This window comes from Nonomuraea sp. NPDC004580 (genome assembly GCF_040609855.1).
In the GTDB taxonomy this organism is placed as follows: domain Bacteria; phylum Actinomycetota; class Actinomycetes; order Streptosporangiales; family Streptosporangiaceae; genus Nonomuraea; species Nonomuraea salmonea.
The window spans coordinates 35,041-52,353 of record NZ_JBEXLH010000007.1 but is presented as its reverse complement, the minus strand read 5'-3'; the positions used below and the strand labels follow the sequence as shown (position 1 = coordinate 52,353).

Here is a 17,313-nt window from a genome sequence, read left to right as displayed (position 1 = left end):
GGGCCACCGTAGGTTAGCGGCCCGCACCGACACTCACGATCAGGAATGGCCGAGCTCTTCGGAAGCCGACTCGTCGACCGAGCCCGCCTCCTCCTCCATGAGGTCGTAGCCCAGGTCGTCGAGGATCGGGATCGCCTGCTCGACCGGCGGCGGCGACACGGCGGCCTCCGAGTGGGCGCCGCAGCCGTGGTCGGCGGCGACGACCTTGCCATCGTCGGGTGCGTATTCGTTAGTGCAGACTCCGAACATCTGCCGCAGCCCACCCGCGAGCAGCCAGTAGAAGCCGCAGGTGGAGCACTGCGCGGGAGCGGCGTGTGCGATCGGCGTGTGCGGCCCGTGCTCGCCCGAGTGCCAGCGTCTGGCAACCCGGTCCTTGCCGATGGCCGAGAGCACACGTGCCCGGCCCAGGCCGTACTCGAAAACCGCCTGATGCTCGGCGTCGTCGTCGGTCTCGGTGAAACCCGGCGCCAGCCTGTCGTCGTCGTCGGCGGTCGGCAGCAGATCGCCCACCCCGAGGTCGCCGGGGCGCAACCGCTCGCTCCACGGCAGCCACTCGGGCGCCAGCAGCGCGCCGGTGCCGGGGAGCAGGACCGCCTCGCTGACCGTCACCTTCTTCGCCCGCGACGCGCGCGTGACGGTGACGGCCCACCGCCAGCCGCGATAGGCGCGATCCTGGCAGGCGAAGTAGTGGGTGACGATCCGGTCGCCTTCGCTCTCGTAGCCGAGGTGCTCACCGGGCTCGCCCGGCCGCGCCAGCTCCTCGGCCGCGGCGCGCGCCAGATCGACGGCGGCGACACAGGCCTGGTCGGGAGCGGAGACACGGGCCCTGGTGCGGCTCATCGGCCCGCCTCCGCCGAAAGGTGCTGTTCGCTCACACTTCATTCTCACCCATCGAGCGACCCGCGGGACCCACAACCGCGCATCCCGCCCCCAATTCCCCCACCCGTTCCCCACCCCTCGGCCCTCCGGTGCTCGGCCCTCCGGCGGCCGTCCCGCAGGTCGTGACCCTTGGCCGGCGCCGGCGGATCCGGCCTTCTCCTGGGCTGGTTCTCGGCGGTGGGAAAAGGGCTGATGTCCAGGGGCGGACCCGCGCTGAGATCGCGGAGGGATTCGGGTAAGACTGGTAGGCGTGGAGGGTGGCTGGGAGCGAGCACGCGAGATCTCGCGGCGGGTGGCGCGTGGCGCCGCCGACGCGGGACGTGCGACGGCGCGCGCGACCAAGGCCACCGCGACCGGCACCGCACGGGCGGGAAAGGCCACGGCCGCGGGTGCGAGGAAGGTCGGGCGGGCCACCCGGCGGCTCACCTATGCCAACGGCGCGGGCCGCACCGGGCTGGGCCGGCTGATCGAGCTGTCGGCGGGCAACAGCGCCGGTGACGCGCTCGTCACCGTCGCGCTGGCCAGCACGGTGTTCTTCGGGGTGCCCGTCGGTGAGGCCCGCGGCTCCGTCGCCCTCTACCTGGTCATCACGATGCTGCCGTTCGCGCTGCTGGCGCCGTTCGTGGGGCCGATACTCGACCGGTTCAGGTCGGGGCGGCGTTACGTCATGGCCGGGACGCTGTTCGGCCGCGGCCTGCTCTGCTTCGCCATGGCCGCCGCCGTGGGGCCCGGCGACCTGCCCACGCTGTTCATCGGGGCGCTCGGCGTGCTGGTGCTGTCGAAGGCGTACAACGTGTCGCGGGCGGCGATCATGCCGTCCGTGCTGCCCGCCGACATCACGCTGGTGTCGGCGAACGCGCGGGTGGCGCTGTTCACGCTGGTCTCGGCCGGGGTCGCGGTGCCGGTCGGCGCTGGGCTGACCGCGTGGCTGGGCAGCGCGGTGGTGCTGCGGATCGCGATGGTGGCGTTCCTGCTGCTCGGGGTCGTCGCCGTACGCCTGCCGCGGCACGTCGACTCGCCCGACCTGGAGGAGGAGGGCGCCGCGCCGCGCTGGCGCACGCTGCTCAAGGTCGGGGCCACCGTCGCCGAGGCCGTCTGGGCGAACGTGGCCATCCGCGTCTTCTCCGGCTTCCTGCTGTTCTTCCTGCTCTTCCTGGTCCAGGACGCGGCCGTGCCGTGGCTGTCGGCCGGCGGCCCGGCGGCGGGTGACCCGTTCTTCGACGTCACGAAGACGATCGCGCTGCTGGCGGGCGCCGCCGGGCTGGGCGGCCTGGCAGGCGCCGCCGTCGCCAACTGGACCCGTAATCGTTCGCCGCAGGGCATCGTGCTCGTCACGCTCGCCGTCACGGCCGTCACCACCATCGCCGCCGCCGTCTTCTTCGGCATCTGGGCGGCATTGGCGATCTCCCTCATCACCGCCTTCGCGCAGGAGCTGGGCAAGCTGGCGCTCGACGCGATCGTGCAGCGGGAGATCGGTGAGGAGGTGCGGTCGTCGACGTTCGGCGTGGTGGAGGCGATGCTGCAGCTGGCATGGGTGTTCGGTGGCCTGGTGGGCCTGGTGCTGTCGCTGACTCAGAGCAGCACGGCCGGCCTGGTCACGCTCGCGGTCCTGCTCACGGCCGCCCTCGGCTGGCTCCTGGTGACCCGCCGCAGGCGCGTACGCGCGGTGCGGGACCGCCTCCACCGCGAACACGCCCGACCAGAAACCCCGTCACGCCCTGAACCGGTGGACCCCACCAAACCCCTGACCAACCCCAACGCCTGACCTTCGCGGGGACGCGCACACACCACCCCGTCCCGAACCAGTGCCGCCCCTGAGGAGCAACGCAGGAGCTGTGAGAGGACGACGTGGGGGTCCTCTCACAGAAGACGTGCGCCGGCGGGTGGGGTCAGGCGTCGAGGTCGTCGGCCACGGCGCGGAGGACCTGGGCGATCTTCTTGGCGTGGGCCGCGTCCGGGTGCTTGCCGCGCTGGTACGACGTCGAGACCCCGTCGAGCAGCTTGATCAGATCCTCGACGATGACCACCATCTCATCCGGCTTCTTCCGCTTGCCCTTGGGCTTGACCTTGGCGAGCGTCGGCGGCTGCTCCAGGATCCTGACCGACAGCGCCTGCTGGCCCCGGCGACCCTCGGCCACGCCGAACTCGACCTTCTGGCCCGGCTTGAGCGGCCCCGCGTCAGCGGGCAGTGCGGATGAATGCACGAAGACCTCACCGCCGTCGTCGCGGGTGAGGAAGCCGAATCCCTTGTCGGCGTCGTACCACTTGACCTTGCCACTCGGCACAGGAGGACCTCGTTCAAACAGTCGAAAAGAAGGACGGATGGAAGTAGGTTATGCCCCGGGAAGCGCCAGGGCGACCGGGTAAATCCCCGATAATTACATGGGACCGCCATGATCACGCCAGCCGGCGAACCAGGCGGTGAATTCGGTCAGGTCGCCCAGCGCCACATCAGCTCCGTGATCACGCAGCTCTCCCACCGTGTAAGGACCGGTCGCCACTGTCACGCTCACGGCGCCGCCCGCGCGTGCCGCCTCGATGTCCGCGACATGGTCACCAACATAAGCCGCCGCGCCGAAGCGCGCGAGTGCCGATCCCTTGGCCGCTCCGAAAAGCGAGCCGACCACTTCGTCCACGGCCAGGCCCAGCGCCTTGACGGTGCCGGCGGCGTCGCGGGTGTTCTTGCCGCTCACGACGATGACCCGGCCGCCGCCCCGGCGTACGGCGTCGATGGCCTCGTACGCGCCCGCCATGGCCGTGTGCACCGGAACTCCCAGTTTCGGATATATCTCCCGATAGAGGTCGGCCGCCGCGGGCACCTCCTCGGGCGGCAACCAGTTGGCGAGCTCCACCTCCAGCGGCGGCCCCAGCCGTTCCACGATCGCCGCACTGTCAAATGGCACGCCCAATCGCACGGCCAGCTCGTCGTAAACGGCCGCGATGCCCTCCCGCGTGTCCGCCAATGTCATGTCAAGGTCGAATCCCACCGAAGTCGTCACACGTGAAGGATGCCAAACCCTCCCCTACTGCCCGTAACGGGCCTTGTTCTGGGAGCATGGGAATGGGAAGAAAGGAATTACTTATCGGAGAGGAGCGGCCGTGACCGACACCCCCCACCCGCCGCACGCCGGAGACCGGCTCGTCGCGTCCCCCGTCAAGGGCGGTGCCGTCACGGAGAGCCGCCCGCGCGCCGGGAGCGGACCCGCCGTGCCGCGCCCGCACCGCCCGCACCGCCCGGCCCGACCCGGCGGGAAGGCCGTGACGCCGTGGCGGCGCGTGATGACCGCCCTGGCCGCCCTGGTACGCCTGGCCGCCCGCGTGGCCGCGCTGTCCGTCCTGCTTTACGCGATCTTCACGGTGCTCAAGGCCAACCCGGCCAACGTGTGGTACCAGTTCGTCGAAACGCTCGCCTCGTCGCTGTCCCTGGGCCTGGCCAACCTCTTCCAGTTCGCCGACCCGCGCTGGACGACGCTCGTCAACTACGGCCTCGCGGCGATCGTCTGGTTGATCATCGGCTCCGCGGTGGCGGGCCTCATCCGGCGTACCGCTGATTAGCGACTACGCTCCTTACGGAGGTATCAGCACAGACATGAGCAGATCGACCCGCGAGCGGATCGTCGACGAGGCCCTGCGGCTGTTCGCGGAACGGGGCTACTCCGCCACGTCCGTGGCCGAGATCGAGGCCGCCTCAGGGCTGTCCCCCGGCGCAGGAGGGCTCTACCGGCACTTCAAGTCCAAGTACGAGGTCCTCGCCGCGGCCATCAACGAGCACGCCAGCCGGACCAGGATCCAGGTGGCCGAGAGCCTGGCGGAGCTGAGCGCCATGGAGTCGTCGGTCGACCTGGAGGAGCGCCTGGCGCACGTGTGCCGCGCGGGCCTGGCGAAGGTGCGCGAGGAGTCGGAGCTGACGCGGGTCTTCTTCCGCGACCTGAGCCAGTTCCCCGAGCTGGTCGAGGTCGTCCGCGAGGGTCTGCTCCAGCCGATGTTCGACGCCATCGTGAGCTGGTTCCGCGCCCAGCCCGAATACCGCGACGCCGAGCTCGACTGGACGGGCATCGCGGCGGTGCTGGGCGGCTCGGTGGTGCACTACCGGCTGTTCCAGGAGACGATCGGGGAGCTGCCGGGGCACGCGGAGAAGGACCAGTTCGTCAGCGCGTGGGTACGCCTCGCGCTCGGCCTGCTGCCCAGCCCCGCCCCGGTGAGTTAACGCTCGTCCAGCGCGAGCAGCCGGTACGCCAGCCAGACGACGCCGAGCCCCGTACCGATCATGAACATCGTGCCGCTGACGTCGAAGAACTGCTCGATGAACGGCTGCCACCCGGCCTCGACGCCCACCCGCAGGCCCCCGACGAGCACGCCGCCCGCGGAGTAGCCGAGCATCGGGGCCCCGATGCCGAGCAGCTTGTCGCGCAGGTTCCAGCTCTCGCTGAACAGCACCGGCGCCGCGCCGAGCGCCCACACCACGACCGGCACCGGGAAGATCGCCAGCGGCGCCAGGTGGAACGGCACCAGCAGCGCGGCCGCCACGAGGATCACGATGGCGGCCGCGTCGCGCGGATGCTCCTTGACGATGGTCCTGGCGTCCCTGCCGCCGGTGGCCATGGGGTTGGCCCGCGCCATCGCCACCCTGCGCAGCCCGGCGAACGGCAGCCCGTACCCCCGCTCCTGCGCCAGATGCTCCTCGGCGAGCCGCCGATGGACCCGCACGCCGGGCGGCGCCTCCCGCTCGTCCACCACGGCCGGCAGCTGCCGCGTCGCGCTTTCCGCCGCCTCAGCGGGGGTGGGGGCGGCGAGGCGGCGGGCCTCGCGTTCGACCAGGTCCATCGGGTCGCCGAACCTGGCCAGCACCCGCGCCACCTGCCGCGCGTCCTGGCTACCGCCCCGCTCGGTCTCGATCCTGGCGCGCAGCCGGCGGGCGAAGTCGAGCCGCTGGTCGGCGCGCAGCACACCGTGAGCCGCGTCGGCGGCCTTGGAGACGTAGTTCAGCACGAGCTGGTCCGCGCGCTCTATCACGCCTAGCAATGCTGCCTCAATCAGGGGGGACATACCATGGCAACGATGGAGTTCACGGAGTGGATCAGGGGGCGCACCGACGAACAGCTACGGGCGCTCGTCTCCGCGCGTCCCGAGTTGATCACTCCGGTGCCCGCGCACCTGGAAGGTCTCGCGTCCCGCGCGGCGAGCCCGTCGGCCATAGCGAGGGTGCTCGACCGGCTCGACCGGTTCACGCTGGCGGTCGTGGAGACGCTGGCCGTACGCGAGGAGCCGCTGTCGAAGGACGCCCTGCGCGCCCTGATCGCCGCGGCCCTGGCCGCCGACGATCCGGACGACGCCCAGGCGGTCAACGGCAAGCGCGGCGGTAAGCGCGCACGCGGCGCGGACCCCGAGCCTGCGCTGACCGCCGCCCTCGACAGGCTGCGCGAGCTGGCCCTCCTGTACGGCCCCGACGACACCCTCCACCTCGGTCCCGGCGTCCGCAAGGTGCTCGACGACCCGGCCGGCCTGGGCCCGAGCGCGGCCGACGCGTTCCGCCACCACGCACCCGAGCAACTGACCGAGATGGCCGACGACGTCGCGCCGGGCACCACGGGCACGGGCAAGGAACGCCTGGCGGCGGCGCTGACCGATCCCGCCGAGCTGATCGGCTCGGTCTCCCCCGAGGCCAGAGCGGCGCTCGACCAGCTCGCCTGGGGCCCGCCCACCGGCCGCGTGCCGAACGCCAGGCGCGAGGTCCGCATCGAGTCGGCCCGCTCCCCCATCGAGGAGCTGCTGGCCCGCGGCCTGCTGGCGGCGACCGGCGAGGAGAGCGTGACGCTGCCCCGCGAGGTCGCCCTCCACCTGCGCGGCGGCCGGGTGCACCGGGGCCTGCTCGCGGTGCCGCCGCCGCTGCAGGGGGCCGCGCGCGACCAGAAGCTGACCGACCGTACGGCGGCGGGGCAGGCGTTCTCGTTCGTCAGGTCGGTGGAGGAGCTGTGCGAAAGGTGGAGCATCGAGCCGCCCGGCGTGCTGCGTACCGGCGGGCTCGGCGTACGCGATCTGAAGCGCGCCTCGGCCGAGCTGGACGTGCCGGAGTGGGTGGCGGCGCTGGTGATCGAGGTCGCGCACGCCGCCGGCCTGATCGCGGCGGGCGGCGGCGTGGACGGCGAGTGGCTGCCGACCGCTGGCTACGACCTGTGGCGGGTCAGGTCCACCGCCGACCGGTGGGTGACGCTGGCGGCCACGTGGCTGCACATGGACCGGGTGCCCGGCCTGGTCGGCGACCGCGACGAGCGTGACAGGCCGCTCAACGCCCTGCACACCGACCTGCGCCGCTCGTCGGCGCCCGGGGTGCGGGCGGCCACGCTGGGCGTGCTGGCGGCGGCGCCGGGCCTCGCGCCCGACCGTGACGCGGTGCTCGAACGGCTGGCGTGGGAGCAGCCCCGCAGGAGGGGGCCGCTGCGCCAGCAGCTCACCGAGTTCACGCTGCGGGAGGCCGAGCAGGTGGGCGTGACCGGGCTGGGCGCGCTGTCCGCGCACGGCAGGCTGCTCGCCGAGGGCGGCGACGCGGCGGGCGCGCTGGCGCCGCTGCTGCCGGAGCCGGTCGATCACGTGCTGCTGCAGGCCGACCTCACCGCCGTCGCGCCCGGGCCGCTCACCAGCGAGCTCAACCGCTGGATGACGCTCACCGCCGACGTCGAGTCGAAGGGCGGGGCGACCGTCTACCGGTTCAGCGAGCAGTCGATCAGGCGGGCGCTCGACGCCGGGCACGGGGGCGAGGAGCTGGTGTCGATGCTGGCCCGCCACTCGGCGACGCCGGTGCCGCAGGCGCTGTCGTACCTGGTGACCGACGTCGCGCGGCGGCACGGGCGGATCAGGGTGGGCACGGCGAGCGCGTACATCAGGTGCGACGACCCCGCGCTGCTCGACCAGATCACCGCCGACCGGCGCTCGGCCGCGCTGCGGCTGCGCCGGCTGGCGCCGACCGTGATCGCCTCGCGCTCGTCCAGGGCGGCGCTGGTCGACTCGCTGCGCGCCATGGGGTACGCGCCGGTCGCCGAGTCGCTCGACGGCGACGTGATCATCTCGCAGCTGGAGAGCCGGCGCACCGAGGCGCTCACCCCCGCCCGCGCGATGGCGCCGCCCAACGGCCTCGATCCCGAGGTGGCGGCGGCGGCCGTACGCGCGCTGCGGGCCGGCGACGCGGCGCACCTGTCGCGGCGCGAGCCCGCGGACGCGCCAGGCGGCGGCGTCCCGCGCGGCCCCGCCACGGCCACCATCTCGGCCCTTCAGGAGGCCATCAAGCAGGGCGTGCGGGTGTGGATCGGCTACCTCGACTCCCAGGGGAACGCCACCTCGCGCATCCTGGAGCCGGCCAGGATGGAGGGCGGCTACCTGACGGCGTACGACGAGACCCGCGCCGCCGTCCACCGCTTCGCCCTCCACCGCATCACGGGCGTCGCCGGACTCTGAGCAGTGACTGGGCGGCCACCGACGCGACGGGGCCGCCGGACGACTCCAGCCGGCGCAGGTGCCGTGCGCAGTCGTCCGGGTAGCGGACGGCGAGCCCGCCGCCCAGCGCCACCGCCGCCACCGTCGCACGCGGATCGCGGGGGTCGGCCGACCACTCCAGCACGATCCTGAGCGCCTCAGGGGCGAGGGTGTCGTCACCGCACATGTACGACAGCACGTTCGCCGCCGCCACCTGCTCGGCCGCGCTTCCTGAAGCCCACACCTCCAGGAACTCCTGCCGCACCTCCCTGCCCGAGTGCCGCGCGAGCAGCGCGAGACCGGCCGCCGCCCGCACCTGGACGGCCGCCCCCTGCCCGGGCAGCGACCTGACCCAGTCGCGCAGCGGCTGCCACAGCCAGAACCCGTAGCGTCCGACCAGCTCGGCCAGCACCTGCCCGCGCTGGTGCGGCGCGCGGAAGCCGACGAGCCCGTCCACGACGCCGACGAGCGGCCCGGCGAGCGGCCGGCGCGCGGTGTCGCCGCAGAGGCGTTCGAGCCTGGCGAGCTGCGCGTCGAAGGCCGGCTCGGAGAGCCGGTGCGCGAACGCCAGCGCGGCCACCCCCAGCACCTCGCCCATGGCCGGCTTGGTGTCGAACCAGGCGGCCACCTCGTCGGCGGGCGGTTCGCCGCGGGCCAGGCGGGCGGCCAGCCGATCGACCTCGGCGGGCGTGGGCAGGCGCAGCGCCAGGTCCCTGCCGCGGGTCAGCTCGGCGGGGCTGAGCCCGGCCCGCCGGTCGAAGGCGCTGAGGCACAGGTCGTACAGTTCGCCGGGGTCGGGCGCGGCCCACGCCAGCTCGACCTCGACGGCGGCCGACGGCGCGCCGCTCCTGGTGACGACCAGGTACGAGCCCAGCTCGGCCAGCTTGCGGGCCAGCTCGACCAGCTCGGAGCGCTCGGCCCCGGCGATCCAGTCGTGCAGCAGGTACGCCCGGCCCGGCTCGTACTCGATGCCCGTCAGCAGCTCGGAAGGCCCGGCGGCCGGGGACAGCACGGTGATGGTGCTCTCGGCCAGCGACATGCGCGACAGCAGCGCGATGGCCCCGAGCCGGCGCCCGCTGTCCTCCTCACCGACGAGGACGAGCAGGTGGCCCATGGCGAGCCGCCGCACCGCCTCGGGAAAGCATCCCGGCTCCAGGTACGACCTGAGCTGTGCGTCGGCCGCCCGCCTGGTCAGGTCTCCGGTGGCGGGAGCGGCGGTGACGCGCACGTGGTCGCTGACCGCTATGAGACTTCCTGTGAGCGTAATGTGGTCCAGGTCGATCTCGCCCGTTTCAGGCGTTTCCGTCACGAAGCACCTCGGAATAAGGGGGAAGGTTTTCTCCAGAAAGACGACCTGCGAGTCAAGGAATTTCTTCGCCTTCGTACGAGAGGCAGCCATCCCGCACCTGACCTGCGGAAATCAGTCACCCTTCACGACAGTCCCGGACACGTGGATCATGCCCGGCATTGCCCGCACGGGGCCTCACGACCCGTAGGTCTCCACAGATACACGATCTAGCGCTACATGCAAACTCGAAGCACAATATAACGGGGAATATATCGATTTACGGCCTACGCCACCCATGTCCACAATGACGAGTCAAGGTCACGGCTCTTGACTCCGCCTCCCCGCTCCCATCAGGTTGGGCATGTGACCGAGCACACGCTGGGCCGCCTGGCCGAGGAGTCATGGCAGCGTTTCGACGACCACGACGCGGTGTTCTACGACGGCGTCTGGCACCGCGGCCACGCGCTCGCCGAGCGGGCGCGCCGGATGTGCGGCGGCTTCATCGAGGCCGGCATCAGGCCGGGCGACCGGGTCGCGGTCATGATGGCCAACTCCCCCGAGGTGCCGATCGTCTACCAGGCGCTGTGGGCGGCGGGCGCGGTGGTGACGCCGGTGGTGTTCCTGGTGGGCCCCGACGAGCTGCGGCACGTGCTCACCGACAGCGGCGCGGCCGCCGTCGTCACCTCCCCCGAGCTGGCCGACACCGTACGCGCGGCCGGCGTGGACGTCCCCGCGTACGTGGACACCGCCGAGCTCGAACGCGCCGCCGAGCACGGCCCCGTCGCCAGAGACCCCGGTGACCTGGCCGCCCTCATGTACACCGGCGGCACCACCGGCACGGCCAAGGGCGTCATGCTCAGCCACCAGGGCCTCTGGCACGTCGCCAGGGACGCCTTCGCCCTCTCCCACCAGGAGGGCATGAACCGGGCGCTGGTGCCGGTGCCGCTGTCGCACGCGTACGGGCTGATCATCACCGTCGCCTCGCTGCACGCCAGCGAGCCCCAGCAGACCGTGCTGATGCGCTGGTTCGACGCGAAGAAGTTCCTCGATCTGGCCGCCGAGCAGCACGTCAGGTACGGCACGGTGGTCCCCTCGATGATCCACGAGCTGCTCGCCGAGCCGCTCGAATCCCGCCCGCTGCCCGACCTCGCCTACCTCACCTGCGGCGCGGCCCCGCTCGGCAGGGACGCCCTGCGCGAGTTCGAGCGCAGGATGCCGGGCGTGCAGATCCTGGAGGGCTACGGGCTGACCGAGACCAGCGCGGTCACCACGTTCAACCCGCCGGGCAGGCGCCGGGTGGGCAGCGTCGGCCTGCCGCTGGCCGGCTACTCCCTCACGATCAGGGACTCCGACGGCGAGGTCGTGGAGCCCGGCGACGTCGGCGAGGTGTGCGTGTCGGGGTCGTCGCTGATGCTCGGCTACTGGGGCGAGCACGAGCCCGACCCCGAGGGCACGGCGCTGGTGGACGGCGAGCTGCGTACGGGTGACATCGGCTGCGTGGACGACGACGGCTACCTCTACATCGTGGACAGGAAGAAGGACCTGATCATCAGGGGCGGCTTCAACGTGTTCCCGCGCGACGTCGAGGACGCGCTCGACCGGCATCCCGATGTGGTGCTGTCGGGCGTCGTCGGCCGGCCCGAGCCCGCCCTGGGCGAGGAGGTCGTGGCGTTCGTGCAGCTCGGGCCGGGCGCGACGGTGACGGCCGAGGAGCTCGTCGCATGGGCGCGCGAGCGGGTGGGCCGGGTGAAGTATCCCCGGGAGGTGCGGTTCGTGGACTCCGTGCCGCTGACGAGCGTGCTCAAGCTCGACCGCAAGGCGCTGCGCGCGCTGCTCGGCTGAGCAGTGCCCATCCTCCATACCGGTCGGCCACGGGGTGATTCCGTGATAATTGTTGACCAGTTCGGAGGTGAAGATGAGCCAGCAAGACCCGTCGGGCCACCCGTACATCCCTTACGGCGCGCCCTACGGCGAGCAGCCGCCGCCTCACCACGGCTACGGCTACGGTCCTCCTCCGCCGCCTCCCAGCAGCGGCCCGACCGCCAACGCGATCGTCGCCCTCGTGCTCAACCTGCTCGCGGTCGTCTCGTGCTGCAACGTCTTCAGCATCCCCGGCGCGATCCTCGCCGGCCTCGCGCTCGGCAGGGCCACCACCAGGCCGCAGGTCGCCCGCACGATGCTGGTCTGGAGCTGGGTGCTGTTCGGGGCCGGCCTCGTGATCACCTTCGGCACGTTCATCCTGCTGGGCGTCAACGGCGCCTTCGACGACTGAGCCGGGGGCCGCACATCGCCGTCCAGGACTAATCCTGGCGTGTCCGTTGTTGGAGACACGGAGCGGGGGAGCCGGGATCACGAGACGATGGTCCTGATGCGTCAGAGCCCCGTACGCGACCCCACGGAGACATGCCAGTGAGCGATGGACCGCTGATCGTCCAGTCCGACAAGACGCTGCTGCTCGAAGTCGACCACGAGCAGGCCGACGCCTGCCGTAAGGCGATCGCGCCGTTCGCCGAGCTCGAGCGCGCTCCAGAACACGTGCACACCTACCGCGTCACGCCGCTCGCGCTGTGGAACGCCCGCGCCGCGGGCCACGACGCCGAGCAGGTCATCGACGCGCTCATCAGCTTCAGCCGCTATCCGGTGCCCCACGCGCTGCTCGTGGACGTCGCCGAGACGATGGCCCGCTACGGCCGGCTGCGCCTGGAGAAGGACCCGGTCAACGGGCTGGTCCTGACCTCCACCGACCGGGCGGTGCTGGAGGAGGTGCTGCGCTCCAAGAAGATCCAGCCGATGCTGGGCGAGCGCATCGGCGCCGACTCGGTCGTCGTGCACCCGAGCGACCGCGGCAACGTCAAGCAGGCGCTGCTCAAGCTGGGCTGGCCGGCCGAAGACCTGGCGGGCTACGTCGACGGCGAGGCCCACCCCATCACGCTGCACGAGGACGGCTGGGCGCTGCGGCCCTACCAGCGCGAGGCGGCCGACGCGTTCTGGAACGGCGGCTCCGGCGTGGTGGTGCTGCCCTGTGGCGCGGGCAAGACGATCGTCGGCGCGGCGGCCATGGCACACGCCCAGGCCACCACGCTCATCCTGGTCACCAACACGGTCTCGGCCCACCAGTGGAAGACCGAGCTGCTCAAGCGCACGTCGCTGACCGAGGACGAGATCGGCGAGTACTCCGGCAACAAAAAGGAGATCCGCCCGGTCACCATCGCCACCTACCAGGTGATGACCACCAGGCGCAAAGGCGTCTACAGCCATCTTGAGCTGTTCGACGCCCGCGACTGGGGCCTGATCGTCTACGACGAGGTCCACCTGCTGCCCGCGCCGATCTTCCGGATGACCGCCGACCTGCAGGCCCGCAGGCGCGTCGGCTTGACCGCGACGCTGGTGCGCGAGGACGGCCGCGAGGGCGACGTGTTCTCGCTGATCGGCCCCAAGCGTTACGACGCGCCCTGGAAGGAGATGGAGAACCAGGGCTGGATCGCGCCGGCCGACTGCGTCGAGGTCCGGGTCACGCTGACCGACGACGAGCGGCTGGCGTACGCGATGGCCGAGGCGGAGGAGCGCTACCGCTTCTGCGCCACCACGCCGTCGAAGACCCACGTCACCGAGGCTCTCGTCCGCCGCCATCTGGGTGAGCAGGTGCTGGTCATCGGCCAGTACATCGACCAGCTCGACGAGCTGGGCGAGCACCTCAACGCGCCGGTGATCAAGGGCGACACCAGGATCAAGGAGCGCGAGCGCCTCTACCAGGCGTTCCGCGACAAGGAGATCCAGGTGCTGGTGGTGTCGAAGGTGGCCAACTTCTCCATCGACCTGCCTGAGGCGGCCGTCGCGATCCAGGTGTCGGGCACGTTCGGCTCGCGCCAGGAGGAGGCCCAGCGGCTCGGACGCGTGCTGCGGCCCAAGGCCGACGGCGGGGGCGCCCGGTTCTACACGGTGGTCAGCAGGGACACCGTCGATCAGGAGTTCGCGGCGCACCGGCAGCGGTTCCTGGCCGAGCAGGGATACGCCTACCAGATCATCGACGCCGACGACGTGCTGGGCGGGGTGTAGCGGTCGCGATGCCCGGCCGCTCGCCCGAGCGGCCAGGCATTCACCGTGGTCTCACGTCCACGAGACTCCGCGGGCCGACGACATTCGAACCACCCCCCTCACCTGCGTACTATCACGCCGCCTGCGACATACCCCCATGATCCGACAAACCCACCTGAAATGCCCGATTTTTTCGGTATTTCCAGGTTGGTAGCTGACGCCCTTTTCCGCCTGGCTCAGCGTGCCAGCAGGCCGCCGAGGAACAACACTCCCTCGGCCGCGATCCAGGCCACCACCCCGGCGCCCATCAAGCGGGCGAACGTCCGCGAGTCGGCCCTCGACCACGGGATCAGCCAGGCGGCCACCGTGCAGCACGCCGCCAGTGCGGCGAACAGCGCCGACACCGTGGAAACGGTATCAAGGCGCTGCGAACACGTCGACGGGCTCTCATCTCCCGCACAGAACGCCTGCAGCCCCCACCCGGCGAACACCGACAGACCCCACAACGCGGCGAGCAGGAAGCTCGCGATCGTGGGGACGATCGGCGAGACACGGAGCCGGAGCACCTCCTATGCGTACCCGGCCGGCCGCGAGTAAATGCTGTGGAAGCCCGCTGAAGTCGCCACTAGACTGGCGGATTCGCTGCCTTGACCACCTCCGTTCACCAGACCAGGGAGGCGCTTTCGCATGCCCGGGCACCAGATGGCCCCAGACATACGCCAAGAGACCAGCACAGACCCCGACGACCCGGCCGGCGTACTCGCGGCCGAGCAGGCCCACCTCGCCGAGTCCAGAGCCGCGCTCAAAGCCATGCGCGCGCACGCCCAGTCTCTGTCGGCCGACGCGGCCGGCGACTGGGTCTCGCAGCAGATCCTGCAGTCGCTGCTCGACCAGCGGGTGGCCGCGCTGGCCGACCACCCCGACACCCCGCTCTTCTTCGGCCGCCTCGACCGCGCAGGGGGCGACGACCTGCCCGGCACCATCTACGTCGGACGCCGCCACGTCCACGACGCCGGCAGCAAGCCGCTGGTGATCGACTGGCGGGCGCCGGTGTCGCGCGCGTTCTACCAGGCCAGCCCGGCCGACCCGATGGGCGTCGAGCGCCGGCGGCGCTTCGGCTACCACGGCGGGGCGCTCACCGCGTACGAGGACGAGCCGCTGGCCGACGGCGGCGACATCGGCCCGTCGAAGATCCTCACCGAGGAGATCGAGCGCCCCCGCACCGGCCCCATGCGCGACATCGTCGCCACCATCCAGCCCGACCAGGACGAGATCGTCCGCTCCACGCTGGCCCAGACGGTGTGCGTGCAGGGTGCGCCCGGCACCGGGAAGACCGCCGTCGGCCTCCACCGCGCCGCCTACCTGCTGTTCACCCACCGCGAGCGGCTGGCCAGGTCGGGCGTCATGATCGTCGGGCCGAACCGGGCCTTCCTGTCCTACATCTCCTCTGTGCTGCCCGCGCTGGGCGAGGTCAAGGTCGACCAGACCACGGTGGCCGGGCTGCTCGGCGAGCACGCCACCCCCGAGGACCCCGAGGTCGCCGCCATCAAGGGCGACGCCAGGATGGCCGGCGTCCTTGAGCGCGCGCTCTGGCTGCACATCGTCAAGCCGGAGGAGGGCGTCGTCTTCACCAAGGGCGCCTACCGCTACCGGGTCGCCGACTACGAGGTGCGCGAGATCGTCGCCTCCCTGCGCGGCACCACCCGCTACAACCCCGGCCGCGCGGCGCTGGCCCAGCGGCTGGCCCACATGGTGCTGGTACGCATGGAGCAGCGCGGCGAGTCCCCCGACGACCGGGTCCAGGACGCGGTGGCCAGGTCGAAGCCGGTCAAGCAGCTCGTGGACGCCGTCTGGCCCAAGCTGACGCCCGAGCAGGTGCTCCATCGCCTGCTGTCCGACCCCGAGTTCCGCGCCAAGGCCGCCAAGTCCGACCTGACGGCCGAGGAGCAGGAGCTGCTCGGCCGGCGCAAGCCGTACCGGAGCTGGAAGTCCGCGAAGTGGTCGGCGGCCGACGCGGCGCTCCTCGACGAGCTGCGCGACCTCATGGAACGCACGCCCTCACTCGGTCACCTGGTCGTGGACGAGGCGCAGGACCTGTCGGAGATGCAGCTCAGGGCGCTCGGGCGGCGCTGCCGCAACGGCTCGGCCACCGTGCTCGGCGACCTCGCGCAGGGCACCACCCCGTGGTCCACCACCTCGTGGCAGGCGGTGCTCGAACACCTCGGCCAGCGCGAGGGCGAGGTGACGGAGCTGACGCTCGGCTTCCGCGTGCCGCGCGAGGTGCTCGACTACGCGGCCCGGCTGCTGCCCTCCATCGCCCCCGGCCTGGCCGCGCCGCGCTCGCTGCGTCCCGGCGCGGGCTCGCTCACCGTGCTGCCCGGCGGCTCGGTCATCGAGGCGGCGCGGCAGGCGCTGGCCAACGAGGGCTCCATCGGCGTCATCGTTCCCGACGCGCTGGTCGAGACCGTCTCGCAGGCGCTGGCCGAGCTGCCGCACGCCGTGCTCGACCCCGACTCCCCCGACGAGCAGCGCCTGCTCGTCGTGCCCGCCACGCTCGCCAAGGGCCTCGAGTACGACCACGTCATCGTGGTCGAGCCGGCCGACATCGTGGCCGCCGAGCCCAGGGGCCTGGCCCGGCTCTACGTCGTGCTGACCCGAGCGGTCACCTCGCTGACCGTGCTGCACGACAAGCCGCTGCCCGCCGAGCTGGAGCCGTGAGCCGCGCGGGCACGGCGCTTCTAGGATGGCTGGGCAAGCACCTAGCTCTCACCCAAGGAGGATGCCGTGCCCGCACCGCTTCCCCATGAATTCCTGCCATCGGTCCCCGCGCTCGCGGTCGAGAGCGACGACATCCAGGACGGCGAGCGCCTGCCCGACCTCCACGTCTTCAACGACTGGGGCATGACGGGCGGCAACCAGTCGCCGCACCTGCGCTGGTCCGGCGCCCCCGAGGGCACCGGGAGCTACGCCGTCACGTGCTTCGACCCCGACGCGCCGACCGGCAGCGGCTTCTGGCACTGGGTGCTGTTCGACCTGCCGGCCTCGGTGACTGAGCTGCCCACCGGCGCGGGCTCGGCGCCCGACTTCAAGGGCCTGCCCGAGGGCGCCGTGCACGCCCGCACCGACTACGGCACCAAGGCCTACGGCGGCGCCGCCCCGCCTCCCGGCGACCCGCACCGCTACGTCTTCACCGTGCACGCGCTGGGCGTCGACAAGCTGGGGGTCGACAGCGACGTCAGCCCGGCCGTGGTCGGCTTCAACATCAACGCCAACCTGCTGGCCCGCGGCTTCATCGTGGCCCACTTCGGCGTCTGAAAAGGCGCCGGAGCGCCCCGCCGGGAGCCCGGCGGGGCGCTCGTCATGTCGGGGTCAGCGTACGAGGGGCGCCTGGGGGCAGCCGACGAGCCCCGGCAGCAGCGAGTCGACGACCGGAATGCCGGTGGTGGTCGCGCCCGGCAGGCAGAACGGATTGTTCAGCTGGCGCAGCAGGCTGAACGTGCCCGTCAGCTCGTCGTCGGCATGCGCGGGAGCCGCCGCGGCGGTGACGGCGGCCAGGGCGATGGCCGTGATACCGAAAATGCGCTTGCTGCGGGAGAACATCCGCCACTCCTTCGTTGAGGTGAGTTATGGCTGACCACCTTTCC

The 17,313-nt window shown here is 71.9% G+C and carries 16 protein-coding genes; 9 read left to right on the top strand and 7 right to left on the bottom strand.

Annotated features, from left to right (window positions below; all coding sequences use genetic code 11):
* Nucleotides 1-39: 39 nt before the first annotated feature.
* Nucleotides 40-840: a DUF3027 domain-containing protein gene (locus ABZW11_RS10635; RefSeq protein WP_355414902.1), complete on the bottom strand. Its 801-nt coding sequence runs from the start codon at nucleotides 838-840 to the stop codon at nucleotides 40-42.
* 289 nt (nucleotides 841-1,129) lie between these two features.
* Between ABZW11_RS10635 and ABZW11_RS10630 the strand changes: the two genes are divergently transcribed.
* The gene (locus ABZW11_RS10630) at nucleotides 1,130-2,644 is read left to right on the top strand and encodes an MFS transporter (RefSeq protein ID WP_355414900.1); all 1,515 of its coding nucleotides are present in this window, start codon (nucleotides 1,130-1,132) and stop codon (nucleotides 2,642-2,644) included.
* A 124-nt stretch (nucleotides 2,645-2,768) separates the two neighbouring features.
* Here ABZW11_RS10630 and ABZW11_RS10625 read toward each other — a convergent pair whose 3' ends face one another.
* On the bottom strand, nucleotides 2,769-3,164 hold the full coding sequence (locus ABZW11_RS10625) for a cold-shock protein (protein WP_355414898.1): 396 nt from the start codon (nucleotides 3,162-3,164) through the stop codon (nucleotides 2,769-2,771).
* A gap of 93 nt (nucleotides 3,165-3,257) precedes the next feature.
* Nucleotides 3,258-3,866, bottom strand: a complete 609-nt coding sequence (locus tag ABZW11_RS10620) for an HAD family hydrolase (protein WP_355415191.1) — start codon at nucleotides 3,864-3,866, stop codon at nucleotides 3,258-3,260.
* A 112-nt stretch (nucleotides 3,867-3,978) separates the two neighbouring features.
* Here ABZW11_RS10620 and ABZW11_RS10615 point away from each other — a divergent pair, with 112 nt between their 5' ends.
* Both ABZW11_RS10615 and ABZW11_RS10610 read left to right on the top strand, forming a co-directional pair.
* On the top strand, nucleotides 3,979-4,434 hold the full coding sequence (locus ABZW11_RS10615) for a hypothetical protein (protein ID WP_355414896.1): 456 nt from the start codon (nucleotides 3,979-3,981) through the stop codon (nucleotides 4,432-4,434).
* Between the two features lie 34 nt (nucleotides 4,435-4,468).
* On the top strand, nucleotides 4,469-5,086 hold the full coding sequence (locus ABZW11_RS10610; RefSeq protein ID WP_355414894.1) for a helix-turn-helix domain-containing protein: 618 nt from the start codon (nucleotides 4,469-4,471) through the stop codon (nucleotides 5,084-5,086).
* On the opposite strand, the gene ABZW11_RS10605 is transcribed toward ABZW11_RS10610, so the two are convergent.
* A complete protein-coding gene (locus tag ABZW11_RS10605; RefSeq protein ID WP_355414892.1) occupies nucleotides 5,083-5,892 on the bottom strand; it encodes a hypothetical protein in 810 nt (269 codons plus the stop codon). The genes ABZW11_RS10610 and ABZW11_RS10605 overlap by 4 nt on opposite strands.
* A 45-nt stretch (nucleotides 5,893-5,937) precedes the next feature.
* Between ABZW11_RS10605 and ABZW11_RS10600 the strand changes: the two genes are divergently transcribed.
* Entirely contained in the window at nucleotides 5,938-8,328 is a 2,391-nt protein-coding gene (locus tag ABZW11_RS10600) for a helicase C-terminal domain-containing protein (protein WP_355414890.1), read from the top strand.
* On the opposite strand, the gene ABZW11_RS10595 is transcribed toward ABZW11_RS10600, so the two are convergent.
* Nucleotides 8,306-9,655: a hypothetical protein gene (locus ABZW11_RS10595; RefSeq protein ID WP_355414888.1), complete on the bottom strand. Its 1,350-nt coding sequence runs from the start codon at nucleotides 9,653-9,655 to the stop codon at nucleotides 8,306-8,308. The genes ABZW11_RS10600 and ABZW11_RS10595 overlap by 23 nt on opposite strands.
* A 342-nt stretch (nucleotides 9,656-9,997) precedes the next feature.
* Between ABZW11_RS10595 and ABZW11_RS10590 the strand changes: the two genes are divergently transcribed.
* The 3 genes from ABZW11_RS10590 (at nucleotide 9,998) to ABZW11_RS10580 (ending at nucleotide 13,690) form a co-directional block, all read left to right on the top strand.
* The gene (locus tag ABZW11_RS10590; protein ID WP_355414886.1) at nucleotides 9,998-11,476 is read left to right on the top strand and encodes an AMP-binding protein; all 1,479 of its coding nucleotides are present in this window, start codon (nucleotides 9,998-10,000) and stop codon (nucleotides 11,474-11,476) included.
* A gap of 73 nt (nucleotides 11,477-11,549) precedes the next feature.
* Nucleotides 11,550-11,906, top strand: a complete 357-nt coding sequence (locus tag ABZW11_RS10585; RefSeq protein WP_355414884.1) for a hypothetical protein — start codon at nucleotides 11,550-11,552, stop codon at nucleotides 11,904-11,906.
* A gap of 131 nt (nucleotides 11,907-12,037) precedes the next feature.
* Nucleotides 12,038-13,690 carry a DNA repair helicase XPB gene (locus tag ABZW11_RS10580; protein WP_355414882.1) on the top strand — a complete coding sequence of 551 codons (1,653 nt, stop codon included), beginning with the start codon at nucleotides 12,038-12,040 and terminating at the stop codon, nucleotides 13,688-13,690.
* A 215-nt stretch (nucleotides 13,691-13,905) separates the two neighbouring features.
* Here the strand turns inward: ABZW11_RS10580 and ABZW11_RS10575 are convergent, their stop codons facing one another.
* A complete protein-coding gene (locus ABZW11_RS10575; protein WP_355414880.1) occupies nucleotides 13,906-14,235 on the bottom strand; it encodes a hypothetical protein in 330 nt (109 codons plus the stop codon).
* Between the two features lie 121 nt (nucleotides 14,236-14,356).
* Here ABZW11_RS10575 and ABZW11_RS10570 point away from each other — a divergent pair, with 121 nt between their 5' ends.
* Nucleotides 14,357-16,387, top strand: a complete 2,031-nt coding sequence (locus tag ABZW11_RS10570; protein WP_355414878.1) for an AAA family ATPase — start codon at nucleotides 14,357-14,359, stop codon at nucleotides 16,385-16,387.
* A 66-nt stretch (nucleotides 16,388-16,453) separates the two neighbouring features.
* On the top strand, nucleotides 16,454-16,984 hold the full coding sequence (locus ABZW11_RS10565; RefSeq protein WP_355414876.1) for a YbhB/YbcL family Raf kinase inhibitor-like protein: 531 nt from the start codon (nucleotides 16,454-16,456) through the stop codon (nucleotides 16,982-16,984).
* Nucleotides 16,985-17,038: 54 nt separating this feature from the next.
* Here the strand turns inward: ABZW11_RS10565 and ABZW11_RS10560 are convergent, their stop codons facing one another.
* Entirely contained in the window at nucleotides 17,039-17,269 is a 231-nt protein-coding gene (locus ABZW11_RS10560; RefSeq protein WP_355414874.1) for a hypothetical protein, read from the bottom strand.
* Nucleotides 17,270-17,313: the final 44 nt, after the last annotated feature.

What these genes read in the sequence shown, in the direction of transcription:
- ABZW11_RS10560 (WP_355414874.1), bottom strand. Translation starts at nt 17,269, where the DNA reads ATGTTCTCCCGCAGCAAGCGCATTTTCGGTATCACGGCCATCGCCCTG.
- ABZW11_RS10570 (WP_355414878.1), top strand. Translation starts at nt 14,357, where the DNA reads ATGCCCGGGCACCAGATGGCCCCAGACATACGCCAAGAGACCAGCACA.
- ABZW11_RS10585 (WP_355414884.1), top strand. Translation starts at nt 11,550, where the DNA reads ATGAGCCAGCAAGACCCGTCGGGCCACCCGTACATCCCTTACGGCGCG.
- ABZW11_RS10600 (WP_355414890.1), top strand. Translation starts at nt 5,938, where the DNA reads ATGGAGTTCACGGAGTGGATCAGGGGGCGCACCGACGAACAGCTACGG.
- ABZW11_RS10635 (WP_355414902.1), bottom strand. Translation starts at nt 840, where the DNA reads ATGAGCCGCACCAGGGCCCGTGTCTCCGCTCCCGACCAGGCCTGTGTC.
- ABZW11_RS10610 (WP_355414894.1), top strand. Translation starts at nt 4,469, where the DNA reads ATGAGCAGATCGACCCGCGAGCGGATCGTCGACGAGGCCCTGCGGCTG.
- ABZW11_RS10580 (WP_355414882.1), top strand. Translation starts at nt 12,038, where the DNA reads ATGCCAGTGAGCGATGGACCGCTGATCGTCCAGTCCGACAAGACGCTG.